Raw genomic sequence first — 15,251 nt, forward strand, 5'->3', positions numbered from 1 at the left:
ACATAAACAGACCTTAGACTCGATGGCGAAAATGCAGGTGACCTTATAAAAACATGATGCAGTGTGGAAATATGCCACTGCAGTTGAGCAGTGGCAGGGCGCTTAGTGTTCTTTAATTTGAGAATGGTGTTTAGTGTCTTTCATAAAGATATATACCAGCAGTGAAATAAAGATCATCACGTTGACATAAACAAAGAACCACGATTCATGACCTGCTTCTTTAAAGCTGAGCGCAAAGAATTCTGCAGTACCCCCAAAAATTGTATTGGCTAGCGCATAAGGAAGTGCAACACCTAAAGCACGAATATGCGCAGGGAACATCTCTGCTTTTACTACAGCATTAATAGAAGTATAGCCTGTAACAATGATGAGACCTGCTAAACATAACCAAAATGCAGTCCAATAGTCCTGTGTTTGTCCCAAGGCATCAAACAGCACGTATGTAAATAGAACGCCCAATACACCAAAGGCGATCATAATAGGTTTACGACCAATTCTATCAGACAATGCGCCTGCAGCAGGTTGTAAGCACATGAAAATAAACAGGGCTAAGGTGGTGATTTGCGTTGCGGCGGGTTTGCTAAAGCCTGAAGTATTGACCAAATATTTTTGTAAATAGGTGGTATAGGTATAAAAAGCCAAAGTACCCCCTGCGGTAAGAAAGAGCACCGTAAAAGCTTCTTTAGGATAGTGTTTAAATAAGGAAAGTAAGCCAGATTCAGGTTGGTCTTTTTCTTTTTGTGCATTTTGAAATGATTGTGTTTCGAGTAAGCCACGACGGATACGGAACACCACAACAGCCAAACAAGCACCAATGAAAAATGGGATACGCCATCCCCAATCATGTAGCTGTTGCTCTGTCAGTAGCCATTGCAGTATCAGTAAAACGCAGAGCGCAGTGAGCTGCCCAGCAATTAAGGTCACATACTGGAAACTCGAAAAAAAGCCTCGGTGGTTTTTCTCAGCCATTTCACTTAAATAAGTCGCACTGGCACCATATTCACCGCCAACACTTAGGCCTTGAATTAGCCGTGCGACCACTAAAATAATGGGCGCGAAGATGCCGATTTGGTCATGCGTAGGTGAGATGGCAATCATTAATGAGCCAATACACATGAGCGTAACAGACAGGGTTAAACCCGATTTACGGCCTTTTTTGTCAGAGTAAACTCCCATAATCCATGCACCAATTGGTCGCATGAGGAAACCGACAGCAAAAATGGCTGCTGCTTGGAGGAGTTGGGCAGTTTGGCTACCTTGTGGGAAAAAGGCATGGGCAAAATAGAGTGTGAAGGCAGCATAGACATACCAGTCATACCATTCAACTAAGTTGCCAGCAGAACCACCCAAGATGGATTTAACCCGCGTTTTGGTGTCCAGCGGCGCAGGCTGCATTGCGGTATTCGTCATTGTTATATCCATTTATTTTTGTTTGAAGTTTTATCTTAAGTCTGCTGCTTTACTGGAAAGGTAACGAAATTAAACAAATTGTATATAAAATGTTCATTATGCCGAAGAGGTGTTACATTGAATTGAGCACTTATTCATGCTGAGTGGTGGTAAATATAAGTTGAGTGAATTTTTTTCTTAGTGATGGAATGGTGACTTGGGATTGGAAGAATTAAAAAATGCACTGAAAATAACAATAAGAGGAGACGCTTATGCATGATTTATATGACTTGGCGATCATTGGTGGAGGAATCAATGGTGCGGGTATTGCTGCAGATGCGGCAGGACGCGGTTTAAGTGTCTTCTTATGTGAAAAAGATGATTTGGCTTCGCATACTTCTTCTGCGAGTTCTAAATTGATACATGGTGGTTTGCGTTATTTAGAGCATAAAGAATTTCGCTTGGTGCGTGAGGCATTGGCAGAACGTGAAGTGCTGTTAAAGAAAGCCCCACATTTGGTACATCCTATGCGTTTTATTATGCCTCATCAGCCTCATTTAAGGCCTGCATGGCTAATTCGAGCAGGTCTATTTATCTATGATTATTTAGGTAAGCGTGAACAGTTACTCGGGTCAGAACAAGTATTTTTTGAAAGCCCTGACAGCCCGTTAAAAGCGAATTTTAGCCGAGGCTTTGAATATTCCGATTGTACGGTTGATGATGCGCGTCTGGTGGTGGTGAATGCAATGCTGGCACATGAGCATGGCGCTAAAATTATGACGCGAACGATTTGTTTGTCCGCACAGCGTATGGCGGGTGTTTGGGTGCTGGAATTAGAAAAAGATGGACAGCATTTGTGGATAAAAGCCAAGGCATTGGTTAATGCTGCCGGCCCTTGGGTTGCTCAATTTATTCAGCAAAGTCTGGCGCTAAAACCTGCTTATGGTATACGGTTGGTACAAGGTAGTCATATCATTGTGCCTAAGCTGTATGCTCAAAATAAAGCCTTTATTTTGCAAAATCATGATCAACGCATTGTTTTTGCCATTCCGTATTTAAATCAATATACCTTAATAGGTACGACGGATCGTGAGTATACCGGCGACGCTAATACAGTCGAAATCAGCCCTGAAGAAATCAATTATTTATTGGATGTGTCCAATGCACATTTTAAAACACCGCTGACAGCGCTAGATATTATTGCAACTTATTCTGGTGTGCGACCGCTGTGTGATGATGAGTCGGATAACCCAGCTGCGGTTACTCGTGATTATACTTTGGCTCTAGATGTAACTCTTGATGAAGCACCGCTGCTTTCGGTATTTGGTGGGAAGTTGACGACATATCGCAAATTAGCTGAAGCAGCATTAGAACAGTTAAGGCCATTTTTTGGTGATTTGGCACCTCACTGGACGGAAAATTCGTTATTGCCAGGCGCAGAGCAGTTTTCATCTATAGACCAACTTGCGACTGAGATCGGGCATAAAATAAAAGGGCTGGACGAATATACAATACAGCGCTGGGTTTATGCCTACGGCACACGGGTGTGGAGTTTGATCAAGCAAGCTGGATCAGTGCATGAATTGGGGCTGAACTTTGGTCATGGTTTGTATGCGCTAGAAGTCGATTATTTGGTTGAGCATGAGTGGGCAGTGAGTAGTGAAGATATATTAAAACGTAGGACGAAACTGTATTTACAATTTAGTGTGGATGATACGCAGCAATTGGATGATTATTTAACGGCGCTACATGAGCACCGTATGAAAAAGAATGTTGCGTAGTAGATATCTTTATTTACTATTGCGAATTTATTTCTGAAGTCATCAATTTGTTAATCATTGATTGAATTTGTGGAATAGCATCAATTGGATTGAAGTTGTTGGTTTTATTGATGAAATCTGAGCCTATTAACATAGGCTTATATTTAGATTTCCATCTTTCAGCCATTATATATGCGCGCGTAACAAAAATATTGGGTAACTGTGGCACTTTATAATATTTAAAAATTCTATCAGGGAGGCAGGCATCAATTATAATATCATCACCAATCGTAACCCACGCATGAACATTTTGGACGCCAGATCTAATATTGTTTTTGTATTCGTGCGTTAAGTTTTCTAAAGTGACATCAAATTCATCTGTGTGGAAAATTTCAACTTCTCCAAAAACTATTTCAGCATCACAGTTTAGTGCGTTTAACCATGCATATAAAGCTGCAGAAAAATTAATACAAGAGGCTCCTCTATAATTATTTCCAAATTGACTGATAAGAATAGGTAAAATTCTTTCATTTAATAAGAATGATAGTTCTTCAAGTTTTTTATTAGATATTTTTGAATATGGTTTTATGGGAATAATATTTTCAAAATCTAATTTTTTAGATTGTTCCAAAGCTTCGATAGTCTTTATTCTATAGGTGGTAGAATATTTCTTATTCATGAAATTGAGAGATAATCTATTGATTTTATTAATTGTATCACTAAATTGGGTTTATAAGAGTTAATGGTAAAAGATTTAATAAAAATAAAAAAGACCGCATATAGCGGTCTTTTTTTTAATCGCTTAAATGATTAAGCAGATTTAACAGCAGCTAAAAGCTCGTCTTGGCGAGTTTTAAGCGCAGCTGGTAAACGGTCACCTAACTTGTTGAACAATTCAGTGTGGCTTTCAAGTTCTTTGATCCATTGATCTTTGTCTTGAGAAGTAACAAGGTCAAATTGTTCTTTAGTGAAGTCTGAACCAGTCCAGTTCAACTGTTCGTAAGTTGGTACACGGCCGATTGGTGTATCAATTGCAGTAGCACGACCTTCACAGCGGTCAATGATCCACTCAAGAACACGCATGTTTTGACCGAAACCAGGCCATACGAAGTTGCCTTCAGCATCACGACGGAACCAGTTCACGTTGTAGATACCTGGAAGTTTGTTACCAGCAGCTTCTGCTTTAGCAGCAACTTCTTCACCCATTTCTAACCAATGAGAGAAGTAGTCAGCCATGTTGTAGCCAGCGAAAGGAAGCATCGCGAATGGGTCGCGACGAACAATACCTTGTTGACCAACAGCAGCGGCAGTTGTTTCAGAGCCCATAGTTGCAGCTTTGTAAACACCGTCAACCCAGTCAAATGCTTCTGAAATTAGAGGCACTGTGTCTGCACGACGACCACCAAAGATGAACGCAGAAATTGGCACACCAGCTGGATTTTCCCAGTCAGCGTCGATAGAAGGGCATTGACCAGCAGCAACAGTGAAGCGCGCATTTGGATGAGCAGCTTTTTCAGCGCCAGTATGCGGTTGGCCTTTCCAGTTTGTAAGGTTAGCAGGCGCTTCTTTAGAAAGACCTTCCCACCATACTTCGCCATTGTCTGTCACAGCAACGTTTGTATAAATAACGTCTTTGTGAAGAGTAGCCATACAGTTCGGGTTAGTCTTAGTATTTGTACCAGGCGCTACACCGAAGAAACCAGCTTCAGGGTTGATTGCATATAAGCGACCGTCTTCACCTGGTTTGATCCAAGCAATATCGTCACCTACAGTTTCAATTTTCCAACCTTCATAACCAGCTGGTGGAATCAACATTGCAAAGTTTGTTTTACCACAAGCAGATGGGAATGCAGCTGCGATGTAGTGTTTTTCGCCTTGTGGATTAGTCACACCAAGGATCAGCATGTGTTCAGCTAACCAACCTTGTTGACGACCCATTGAAGAAGCAATACGTAAAGCTAGGCATTTTTTACCCAACAATGCGTTACCGCCGTAACCAGAACCGTAAGACCAGATTTCACGAGTTTCTGGGTAATGAACGATGTATTTTTCAGGGTTGCAAGGCCAAGCAACGTCTTTTTCGCCTTCTGCAAGTGGCGCACCAACAGTGTGTACGCAAGGTACGTATTCACCATCAGTACCAAGTACGTCATAAACAGCTTTACCCATACGAGCCATTTTAGACATGCTTACAGCAACGTAAGGAGAGTCAGTAAGTTCGATACCGATGTGAGCAATATGAGAACCTAAAGGACCCATAGAGAAAGGTACTACGTACAAAGTACGACCTTTCATTGAACCGTCGAATAAACCGTTAAGACGAGCACGCATTTCAGCTGGAGCTTCCCAGTTGTTTGTTGCGCCAGCATCTTCTTGCTTTTCAGAGCAGATGTAAGTACGACCTTCAACACGAGCAACGTCAGAAGGATCAGAATTAGCAAGGTAAGAACCAGGATGTTTTTCTTGGTTAAGTTCTTGCATTGTGCCGTTAGCGATCATCAAGTCGATATAACGTTGATATTCTTCTGCGCTACCGTCACACCATTCGATTTTTGCTGGTTTGGTTAATTTTGCAATTTCTTCCACCCAAGCAATAAGCTTAGGGTGACGAACGAATTCTGGTGCGTTCACTTGGGTCATGGTGAGGCCTATCTAAAGTGTGTACAAACTGTACAAAGTCTAATCTGTGCAAAGGGTTACAATGCGCAGATGAAATATTAAAAAAAGTGGCGCTATTAAAGCATAATTTCATAAAAAAAATAAGACTAAAGAAGTGGTAGATTTTATTTGGTAGATAATGCTATTTATGATTTATTTTGTTAAATAACAACAACTTGTGTTATTTTAATTATTTTTTAATCATATTTTTTGTTTTAATGGGTATTATTTATTTTATATATAATTATATAAAACAATGGCTTGTACTTGCTTTGTAATTGGGAAATATTATTGATTAAATAAATGGTGGTAATTCGAATTTTACATAAAGGTGCTATTAATTGTTGATAAATTCTACAAAATAATAATATTCAGGGTTGAGACGTATAAAAAATGTCTAAACAAACGAAACCTTTATCCATTATATATAATCAAAATTCAGGTTTTCATGCCAATCAAAAAGAAGATGGATATGAGGAAATATTGCATATTTTCTCGGCGCATGATTTTGAAATACAGTCATTTGAAATTAGTGAATTTGGAAACTTTGCAAATTTCATGTCGCATGTGTTAGCGCGTCATCAACAACTTGATAATCCTGGAGTTGTGGTGGTTGCGGGTGGAGATGGCACCTTAAATGCTGTTGCGCAATACTTAATGGGTACGTCAATTCCAATGGGAATATTGCCTTTAGGTACATTTAATTATGTTGCACGTGTGTTGGATATACCACTGCAATTAAAACAGGCTGCAGAAGTTATTGTGCAGGGGCTAATTCGTGAAACGCATGTTGCCAGCATTAATAACCATATTTATTTAAATAATGCGAGTTTGGGGTTATATCCTTTATTTATAAAAAAACGTGAAATTTATAATCAACGTTTTGGGCGCTTTCCAGTACATGCATACACTTCGGGCTTAGATGTATTAATTCGTGATCGCAAGGAATTAAAACTACAGATTGAAGTGGATACTATTTATTATCCTGTTAAAACACCGCTGATTTTCTTTGGTAATAATCAGCTACAGTTGGCAGATCTAAATTTAAAAATTGCAAAACAGGCTGCTTTAGGCAAAGTCGCAGGCGTAGTGGTTGCTAAGAGCGATAAACTCAGCTTGTTTAAAATGCTGTGGCAACTGATTCGTGGCAACCTAGAACACACTCCAGATGTTTATAGCTTTGCTGCAGATGAAGTCAAAATACATGCAAATAGTAAAAAACTAACCGTGGCTGTCGATGGGGAACTTAAAGAGTTATATCCACCTTTATGTATAAAGGTACATAAACATGCCTTAAAGATTATGGTGCCCAATGTTAGTTCATCTTTCTGATTTACATTTTGGGACAGAGCAACCTGAATGTATACGTGCCTTAGGTGATTTTTGTGCCCTGCATCAACCTGAGCTTATTGTTGTGAGTGGGGATTTAACTCAGCGCGCACGTTTTCAGCAGTTTTATGCGTGTAAACAATTTTTAGAGAGTTTAAAGCGTCCGTATTTGGTGGTGCCTGGAAACCACGATATACCGCTCTTTCATTTGTGGAATCGATTTATTAGTCCATTTGCGCGTTATCAACTTTTTTTTGGCAATATGGAAACAACGCTAGAAACAGAACATTTCATGATTGTTGGGGTAAATAGCATCCGTCGACGTTACCATACACGTGGACATATTTCTTTGGCGCAAATTGCAGAAGTGGATCAATTGCTTAAGCAAGCGCCACAGCAAAAGCTTAAATACGTGGTTGCACATCAGCCATTTTATATACCGCCACAAGAGAAAGAAGCGTTGAAAGATTGTCCTGTGCTCGGGCGCATGGCTTTACAGACTTGGGCTAAAAGTGGATTAAATGGGCTATTACATGGGCATTTACATCAAGTAGCGCGCTATGATTTAAATCAAATTTATCAGCTGGGTTGTGATCATCCCATTTGGGAGATTCATGCAGGAACGGCGACATCACATCGATTACATCATGGTTTAGCCAATAGTTTTAATACTCTTGATATGCACGGAAATATGCAAGCTTATGTCTTTGATATGGCCAGCCAACAGTTTTGTTTATCGCAACAATTAGAAGCTTTAATTTAGAAAAGATTGAAACTGCATAAAAAATCTACAAAAAAAGCACTTTTTTTAATTTTAGCCCTTGAAGCAGATTTTTCCATCCCCACAAAAGTGTCATATCAAAATTTTGTCGATGACCTAGGAATAAGAAGTCATCTTCACATCGTAATCAATGACATTTTTAAATGTCTATGGAGCTAGAAATGAGCAAGATTCGTCCTTTACATGACAACGTTGTTATCCGCCGTGTTGAGAAAGAAACTAAAACTGCTGGCGGTTTAATCTTGAGTACTTCTGCTGCTGAACAGCCAGCTCAAGGTGAAATCATTGCAGTGGGTAATGGCAAAGTAACTGACAACGGTGTACGCGCACTCGACGTTAAAGTAGGCGACAACGTACTTTTTGGTGCTTATGCAGGCACTAAAGTAAAAGTTGAAGGTGAAGAACTTCTTGTGATGAAAGAATCTGACATCTTAGCTGTACTTGAAGGCTAAGTTTAGATCTCTCAAACCGAATTCGATTTGAAAAATATATTAAAAATTTTGGAGTAAACCATGTCAGCTAAAGACGTAAAATTTGGTGATTCAGCGCGTTCAAAAATGATCGCGGGCGTAAACGTACTTGCAGACGCTGTAAAAGTAACTTTAGGTCCTAAAGGCCGTAACGTTGTCATCGACCGTTCTTTCGGTGCGCCACACATCACTAAAGATGGTGTTTCTGTAGCAAAAGAAATTACGCTAAAAGACAAGTTTGAAAACATGGGTGCTCAGCTTGTACGTGAAGTATCTTCAAAAACCAATGACATCGCGGGTGACGGTACAACAACTGCAACTGTACTTGCTCAAGCAATCCTAAACGAAGGTATCAAATCAGTAACTGCTGGTATGAACCCAATGGATCTTAAACGCGGTATCGACATCGCAGTTAAAGCGGTTGTTGCTGAAATTAAAGCGACAGCTAAACCAGCTTCTGACTCTAAAGCGATTGAGCAAGTTGGTTCGATCTCTGCGAACTCTGATACAACTGTGGGTTCTTTAATTGCGCAAGCAATGGAAAAAGTAGGCAAAGAAGGCGTAATTACAGTTGAAGAAGGTTCAGGCTTCGAAGACTCGCTTGACGTTGTAGAAGGTATGCAGTTTGACCGTGGTTATATCAGCCCGTACTTTGCAAACAAACAAGATACGTTAACTGCAGAACTTGAAAACCCATTCATCCTTCTTGTAGACAAAAAAATCAGCAACATCCGTGAATTGATTGCTGTACTTGAAGCTGTTGCTAAAACAGGTAAACCACTTCTTATCATCGCTGAAGATGTTGAAGGCGAAGCGTTGGCTACACTTGTAGTGAACAACATGCGCGGTATTATCAAAGTATGTGCGGTTAAAGCACCAGGTTTTGGTGATCGTCGTAAAGCTATGCTTCAAGATATCGCGATTTTAACTGGCGCGACTGTGATTTCTGAAGAAGTTGGCATGTCACTTGAACAAGCTTCTCTTCAAGATTTAGGTACAGCGCATAAAGTAACTGTTTCTAAAGAAAACACTGTAATTGTTGATGGTGCTGGTAATGCTGCTCAAATCGCTGAGCGTGTAACTCAAATCCGTGCGCAAATTGAAGAATCAACTTCAGAATACGATAAAGAAAAACTTCAAGAACGTGTAGCTAAATTAGCTGGCGGTGTAGCTGTAATCAAAATTGGTGCAGCAACTGAAGTTGAAATGAAAGAGAAGAAAGACCGTGTTGACGATGCACTTCACGCAACTCGCGCTGCAGTTGAAGAAGGTGTTGTAGCGGGTGGCGGTGTTGCACTAGTACGTGCTGCTAAATCACTTGAAGGTGTTACAGGTGCAAACGATGACCAAAATGTTGGTATCAACATTCTACGTCGTGCAATTGAAGCGCCGCTTCGTCAAATCGTTGCAAACTCTGGTGATGAGCCATCAGTTGTAATCAATGCTGTGAAAAACGGTGAAGGTAACTTCGGTTATAACGCTGCAACTTCAGAGTATGGCGATATGCTTGAAATGGGTATTCTTGACCCAGCTAAAGTAACGCGTTCTGCGCTTGAGCATGCTGCATCTGTTGCAGGTCTTATGCTTACAACTGAATGTATGATTACTGAAATCCCAGAAGACAAGCCAGCAATGCCAGATATGGGTGGCATGGGTGGTATGGGCGGTATGATGTAAACCTCAGCGTACCCAAACTTCAAAAACCTCGTATCGTCAGATACGGGGTTTTTTTATGGCGCAGTTTTTGTAATGTAGAGATTGCACACGTGAAAAGACAAAATCACCTAGCTATTTTTTATTTACGTATTAAATGTGTGATATGTATCTAAACTACTTTTTTTTGTGAATAAAACTTATTATTCTTGTTTAGAACAATAATAAAAACAAATGATTAAATAAATGTAATGCAGGCTGGAGTAGGCATAAAGGGGATAAAAATGGATAACCGAGAACACGAAATTATAGGCAGTATTTATGATGCCGCTGTAGATGTGAATTTATGGCCGCAAGTAATTGAAAAAATTGTTCAATATACAGACAGTAAAACCGCCATTTTTACTGCCTTAGATCAATTTAGTCCAAGTTACGATTTTTTATTTAGTCACAATATTCCAGATGAAGCTTTGCATGCCTATCGTGATGAGCGGATTCGCGTGATTGACATGCAGTTACACCGAGTATTGTGGGAAAATTTAGGTGTGGGGCAAGTAGCGAGCTCGGATTTATCGCATTATGGGGAAAACCCTGAAAGTGATGAATATATCTTTTATGAACGGTGTTTGAATCCGACGGGAATTAGTTATATCTCGGCTGTTTTGCTCGATCAGGGTTCACATCGTTGGGCAGTTTTAGGATTACATCGTGCGCCAGATGTAGCGCCGTATCAACAAAAAGAGTTGGATTTTTTAAAGCATTTGGGTGTGCATTTGCGCCGTGCCTTACAAATCCATCGTCAATTTAGTTTGGTTAAACAAGAAAATTTAAGTTTGTATAGTGTGCTCGATCATTTAAAAACAGGTGTAATTTTGCTTGATCATCAGCTGAGTTTGATTTATTCAAACCCTTTAGCTCAAAGCATGCTGGAACACGATTCATGTTTAGATTTGGACTTGTATAATCGTTTAAAAACCCATGCTTATGATCAAAGTCGTTTAGATCAATTATTACATTCAGCGTTGTTGGGACAGTCGGCATTAAACGCAGATGTAGGCGGTGTATTGTCTTTGTCAGATGCGAAAGGAAAACAATTAATGCTGACTATCGTACCTTGTTCTAAATTAAAAAATATGCAGCATCAAAATGCAGGACAACATCAAATTGCGGTATTTCTGACCGATAAGCATCAGCACTATGCCTTGTCAAAAGCCTATTTGCAGCAAGCTTATCAATTGTCTAAACGTGAGTTTGAGCTGTGTGAGTTGTTGTTGAATGGTTGTAAGTTAGAAGAAATCGCGGAACATTGTGGAGTTACGCTCAGTTCGGTGCGCACTTATTTTAAAAATATTTATGAAAAAACCCAATGCAAATCGCAAATTGAACTCATGCATTTATTAATGGGTTGTACCATTCATTTTGAGCATATTGGTTAAAGCTGCCTAAATTTTGCTTAGGCAGCTTTAAAATATGTTTAGTTACTACGTTGTAGGGTAATAGTGTCTTCGCCTTGTGGATGCAAGGTTAGACTTGTTCCGGAGATGCTATAAGTTGCATTAACTTTAGCGCTATCCGAAGTGTCATGTAATCCACCGCAACCGTTGGTGTCATATAACACTTCTGTTACGGCAAGTGTATTGGATGTTATTGAATATTTACCATATTCAATTCCTGGGTTATCGCAATCACCTTCGGTGTCTAACAAGAAATAGAATCCTGTGTCAAAGAAAGCAAACAAGTGAGTTTGATTAAATTGCCAAGTGCCAACTAGACCTGATGATTGTTTTACTTTAGTTAAAATATAGGTGCTATTACTTCCTACATCAGTCAGCACTAGATCTGTGCCATTATAACTTAGGCGGTGGTGACCATCATTGTCAGGATGTGAAAGCCCGTAGTCACCGTTTGTATCTATGGAAATTACAGGGTTCAGCGCTGAGGTTAAAGCATTCCAATTTAATTGTCCGATTTCAATACCAGGCTTCCCTGTTTCATCAGCTACATCTGCTTCACCCAGAGCATAACGTCCATCGGGTAAAATATGTAATAAAACAGCAGATGCATTGGTACGTCCAATTTCCCAAGTTCCAGCAATATCTTTATAGAATTGGCTTGCGCTACTTGTGGTAGCACCTTCTGTATTGGGTCTTGTGAGTATAAATGTACCTTCATTTGGTTCGTGGAGTGTAAGTGATGTCGAATTAACCGTGACTGGTAGACCTGAGCTTGAGTTTGCACTATTGTCAGATAAGCCTGCACAGCCATTTGTATCGATCAGGATATTATCTACGAATAACTTTCCATCTTGAACACGATATTTACCATATTCGATACCTGGTCCACCACAAGGCATTTCTCCAACTTCCACTTGATCGTCCCCAACAGCATCAACCATGATATAGGTATTATTATCTGGATTGAAAACAAATAGTTGCTTGCCTGAACTTGAGTTCCAAGCACCGGCAATGCTCGAATTGTTTTGAGGGACTTTAGTAAATGTTGCACTTTCATTAGGGTTTTGAGCTTCAGAAATTTTTAACTGCGTACCATCAAATGATATTTTCATATCACGTGTTTTTCCAGAATCAGTTAAGCCCCAATCTTCATTTGTATCAATTGAAGATTGCGCCCATAAATCTCCAGCAACAGCATTTACCGATAATTCACCATACTCCATGCCATTTGCACTATCAGATGGTGAGCTAACAATAGGTTCGCCAATCAGGTATTTCCCGTCTGAGGTTACTTGAAGTACGATTTCTGAGTCAGCATTTTTCGCATACCAAACCCCAACGATATCTTTGAGTAGTGTTTGGTTAAAGTTAGCTTGTGCTTCTGTTGCGCTAACTACGACTTTATCTTTAAAATCTTCTATTGTTTGTAGAACAGGTTGAAAGCTTGTAATAAATTCAGTTGTTGGTTTAGAGAGGTCAATTGAGTTTGCAGGGAGTTGACTCACTGAGTCAGGGATTTGAATACCATCGTCATGCCCCCCCTGAGAATCTAAAGATTGTAAAAAAATAAGTAAATTTGTTCGTGTTGTTACATCATCAGCTAACTCCACAGGGGTAATACGATCAGCACCAATCACTGTGCCAATTTCAATATTTCCGATGGAGAAAGTGATTTCATCACCCTCTTGATATTCAAACTCCCCTTGAGCATTTGTACGTTTAGAGACACCATTAATTGTATAAGTTGCACCACTCACAGGCCCATCGGTCAGTACGCCAGTTTTTGTGGTGTTTGATGGTGGGGGAGCAGAACTACCAGAATCATTGTCTGACCCGCCACATGCACTGAGTAAGCCTGCTAAAGTTAAGCATAATAAGGTTTTTTTCATCATGAATTCCTTGTCATCCAAATTGTTATGTCAGAAGTATAGAAATAAGATGAATCTAGGAGCTATCCCAAAATTGGGAGGTCAAATACAAAATCTGTGAGAAAAAATGAAGAAAAAACAATATTTTTGTGAAAAAGTATAATTTTTTGATTTTCAGTCACGGAAGATCCACTCGCCTATGTTAATTTGAAGAAAAATATTGCGTGTTTAAGCCCAATCGCCACCAGAAAGTGATCTTGTTCTATGCTGTCAAAATTTTTTATTGAACGTCCAATTTTTGCAGGTGTGCTCGCTATTATAGTGATGGCCGTACTTCACTTAGCGCTGCAATTGGTGTTGTTGGTGGTCGTGTAGGTCTTTCTTATGTATTTGGCGGTAAATAATTACCCGTAAATACATTTGGATTAAACAAAAAAATCCCCGCAAATGCGGGGATTTTTTATATTTAAAATTTATTTATGTTATGAAAATACGTTACAAGTTAGTAAAAAGAAATTTTAAAAAATATACTTATTTTTTAAAATTTTGTTTTGTTGATAGGGGTTATAAATTTTTTTTTACTAATGGTTATGAAATTGTATTGAAAAAAAAGCTTTAAAAAGATTATTTAAAATAAAAATATCCTTAAATGGGGATGTATTACGGAACATTGTTGAGTATAGGATTTTTTCTTGAATAAAAACTAAATGTCAAGAAAGGTGAACCTTATGAAATATAAATATACAGCCCTAACAGCTTCTATTTTCTATATTATCTATGGCTATGCAGGTATAGCAAATGCTACTGTGCAAGATGATGTAATAGCTCCTAACTATATTTAGACACCAGAGCTGACTGTAAATAACATAAACTCATCAGGATTAATAGCAGCGAATTTAATTAATGCTAATGACCTTACAGCTAATACTATTAATGTTAATGGAGGTGTATCTAGCACATCGCAAAACACGGTGACCCAAACTGTTCAAAATGTGTATTTTACCGATGATTATGGGAATTATGCGGGAAGTGCGATCCAATATTATAATGGTCTAACAAATTTATATTTATCTGGAGATAATACTGTATCTGGGACTTCTAATTTAAATGATACAAATATTAATGGGACATTAATAACAAATAATTTACAAATTAATGGCACACTTTCTGGTGTAAGCCAAATGAATATTAACGATTTGCGTGCAACTGGCCTATCTTTTGTGGATCAAAATGGTCAATCGGATGGTAGTTATATTTATAGTCAAAATGGCCATACTGATTTGCAACTTAATGGCAATGCAAATATAACTACAGCCAATATTAATGAATTGACAGCAAGTAAATTGACCACTGGTGATTTACAGATAAATGGAGCTTTAACGGGAATCAATCAGATGGATTTAAGAAGTTTAAATACATCTATGGTGCAATTTGTGGATCAAAATGGTCAATCTACAGGTTTTATTGATAGTTATAATGGCACGTCAAATTTATATTTGAATGGCAATGCAATTATAAATACCGCTAATATTAATGAATTAACAGCAAGTAAACTGACCACAGGTGATTTACAAGTAAATGGTACCTTAACAGGAATTAACCAGATGGACTTGAGGGGTTTAAATACATCTACGGTTCAATTTGTGGATCAGAATGGTCAATCTACAGGTTTTATTGATAGTTATAATGGCACGTCAAATTTATATTTGAATGGCAATGCAATTATAAATACCGCTAATATTAATGAATTAACAGCAAGTAAACTGACCACAGGTGATTTACAAGTAAATGGTACCTTAACAGGAATTAACCAGATGGACTTGAGGGGTTTAAATACATCTACGGTTCAATTTGTGGATCAGAATGGTCAATCTACAGGTTTTATTGAT

Annotated in this window: 11 protein-coding genes and 1 pseudogene; 8 read left to right on the forward strand and 4 right to left on the reverse strand. The window is 38.8% G+C overall.

Features of this window, described 5'->3' with window-relative positions:
- Positions 1-102 precede the first annotated feature (102 nt).
- Positions 103-1,410: an MFS transporter gene (locus HYG93_RS10055; protein WP_372658863.1), complete on the reverse strand. Its 1,308-nt coding sequence runs from the start codon at positions 1,408-1,410 to the stop codon at positions 103-105.
- 251 nt (positions 1,411-1,661) lie between these two features.
- On the opposite strand from HYG93_RS10055, the gene glpD reads away from it, so the two are divergent.
- Positions 1,662-3,170, forward strand: coding sequence for a glycerol-3-phosphate dehydrogenase (gene glpD / locus HYG93_RS10060; RefSeq protein WP_178962451.1), 1,509 nt, complete (start codon positions 1,662-1,664; stop codon positions 3,168-3,170).
- A 16-nt stretch (positions 3,171-3,186) separates the two neighbouring features.
- Here glpD and HYG93_RS10065 read toward each other — a convergent pair whose 3' ends face one another.
- The gene (locus HYG93_RS10065) at positions 3,187-3,828 is read right to left on the reverse strand and encodes a hypothetical protein (protein WP_117007942.1); all 642 of its coding nucleotides are present in this window, start codon (positions 3,826-3,828) and stop codon (positions 3,187-3,189) included.
- Positions 3,829-3,959: 131 nt separating this feature from the next.
- A complete protein-coding gene (locus HYG93_RS10070) occupies positions 3,960-5,789 on the reverse strand; it encodes a phosphoenolpyruvate carboxykinase (GTP) (protein WP_120365070.1) in 1,830 nt (609 codons plus the stop codon).
- Between the two features lie 411 nt (positions 5,790-6,200).
- Here HYG93_RS10070 and HYG93_RS10075 point away from each other — a divergent pair, with 411 nt between their 5' ends.
- The 5 genes from HYG93_RS10075 (at position 6,201) to HYG93_RS10095 (ending at position 11,476) form a co-directional block, all read left to right on the forward strand.
- Positions 6,201-7,139, forward strand: coding sequence for a diacylglycerol kinase family protein (locus HYG93_RS10075; RefSeq protein WP_178962452.1), 939 nt, complete (start codon positions 6,201-6,203; stop codon positions 7,137-7,139).
- Positions 7,120-7,899 (forward strand): metallophosphoesterase, encoded by a 780-nt coding sequence (locus HYG93_RS10080; RefSeq protein ID WP_178962453.1) that lies wholly within the window; start codon positions 7,120-7,122, stop codon positions 7,897-7,899. The genes HYG93_RS10075 and HYG93_RS10080 overlap by 20 nt, the downstream gene beginning before the upstream one ends.
- A 179-nt stretch (positions 7,900-8,078) precedes the next feature.
- Positions 8,079-8,369 carry a co-chaperone GroES gene (groES, locus tag HYG93_RS10085; protein ID WP_005008328.1) on the forward strand — a complete coding sequence of 97 codons (291 nt, stop codon included), beginning with the start codon at positions 8,079-8,081 and terminating at the stop codon, positions 8,367-8,369.
- A 60-nt stretch (positions 8,370-8,429) separates the two neighbouring features.
- Positions 8,430-10,064 (forward strand): chaperonin GroEL, encoded by a 1,635-nt coding sequence (gene groL / locus HYG93_RS10090; RefSeq protein WP_178962454.1) that lies wholly within the window; start codon positions 8,430-8,432, stop codon positions 10,062-10,064.
- Between the two features lie 260 nt (positions 10,065-10,324).
- On the forward strand, positions 10,325-11,476 hold the full coding sequence (locus HYG93_RS10095; RefSeq protein WP_106985697.1) for a helix-turn-helix transcriptional regulator: 1,152 nt from the start codon (positions 10,325-10,327) through the stop codon (positions 11,474-11,476).
- 38 nt (positions 11,477-11,514) lie between these two features.
- Here HYG93_RS10095 and HYG93_RS19410 read toward each other — a convergent pair whose 3' ends face one another.
- On the reverse strand, positions 11,515-13,383 hold the full coding sequence (locus tag HYG93_RS19410; RefSeq protein WP_227865792.1) for a hypothetical protein: 1,869 nt from the start codon (positions 13,381-13,383) through the stop codon (positions 11,515-11,517).
- Positions 13,384-13,626: 243 nt separating this feature from the next.
- Here HYG93_RS19410 and HYG93_RS19665 point away from each other — a divergent pair.
- Together HYG93_RS19665 and HYG93_RS19240 are read left to right on the forward strand one after the other, a co-directional pair.
- Positions 13,627-13,692: pseudogene (locus tag HYG93_RS19665) on the forward strand (hypothetical protein); the annotation flags it as partial.
- 641 nt (positions 13,693-14,333) lie between these two features.
- Positions 14,334-15,251, forward strand: a 918-nt coding sequence (locus HYG93_RS19240; RefSeq protein ID WP_218646810.1) for a hypothetical protein, incomplete at its 3' end; no start/stop codon positions are given.

Source organism: Acinetobacter sp. SwsAc6, assembly GCF_013391565.1.
GTDB lineage: Bacteria > Pseudomonadota > Gammaproteobacteria > Pseudomonadales > Moraxellaceae > Acinetobacter > Acinetobacter cumulans.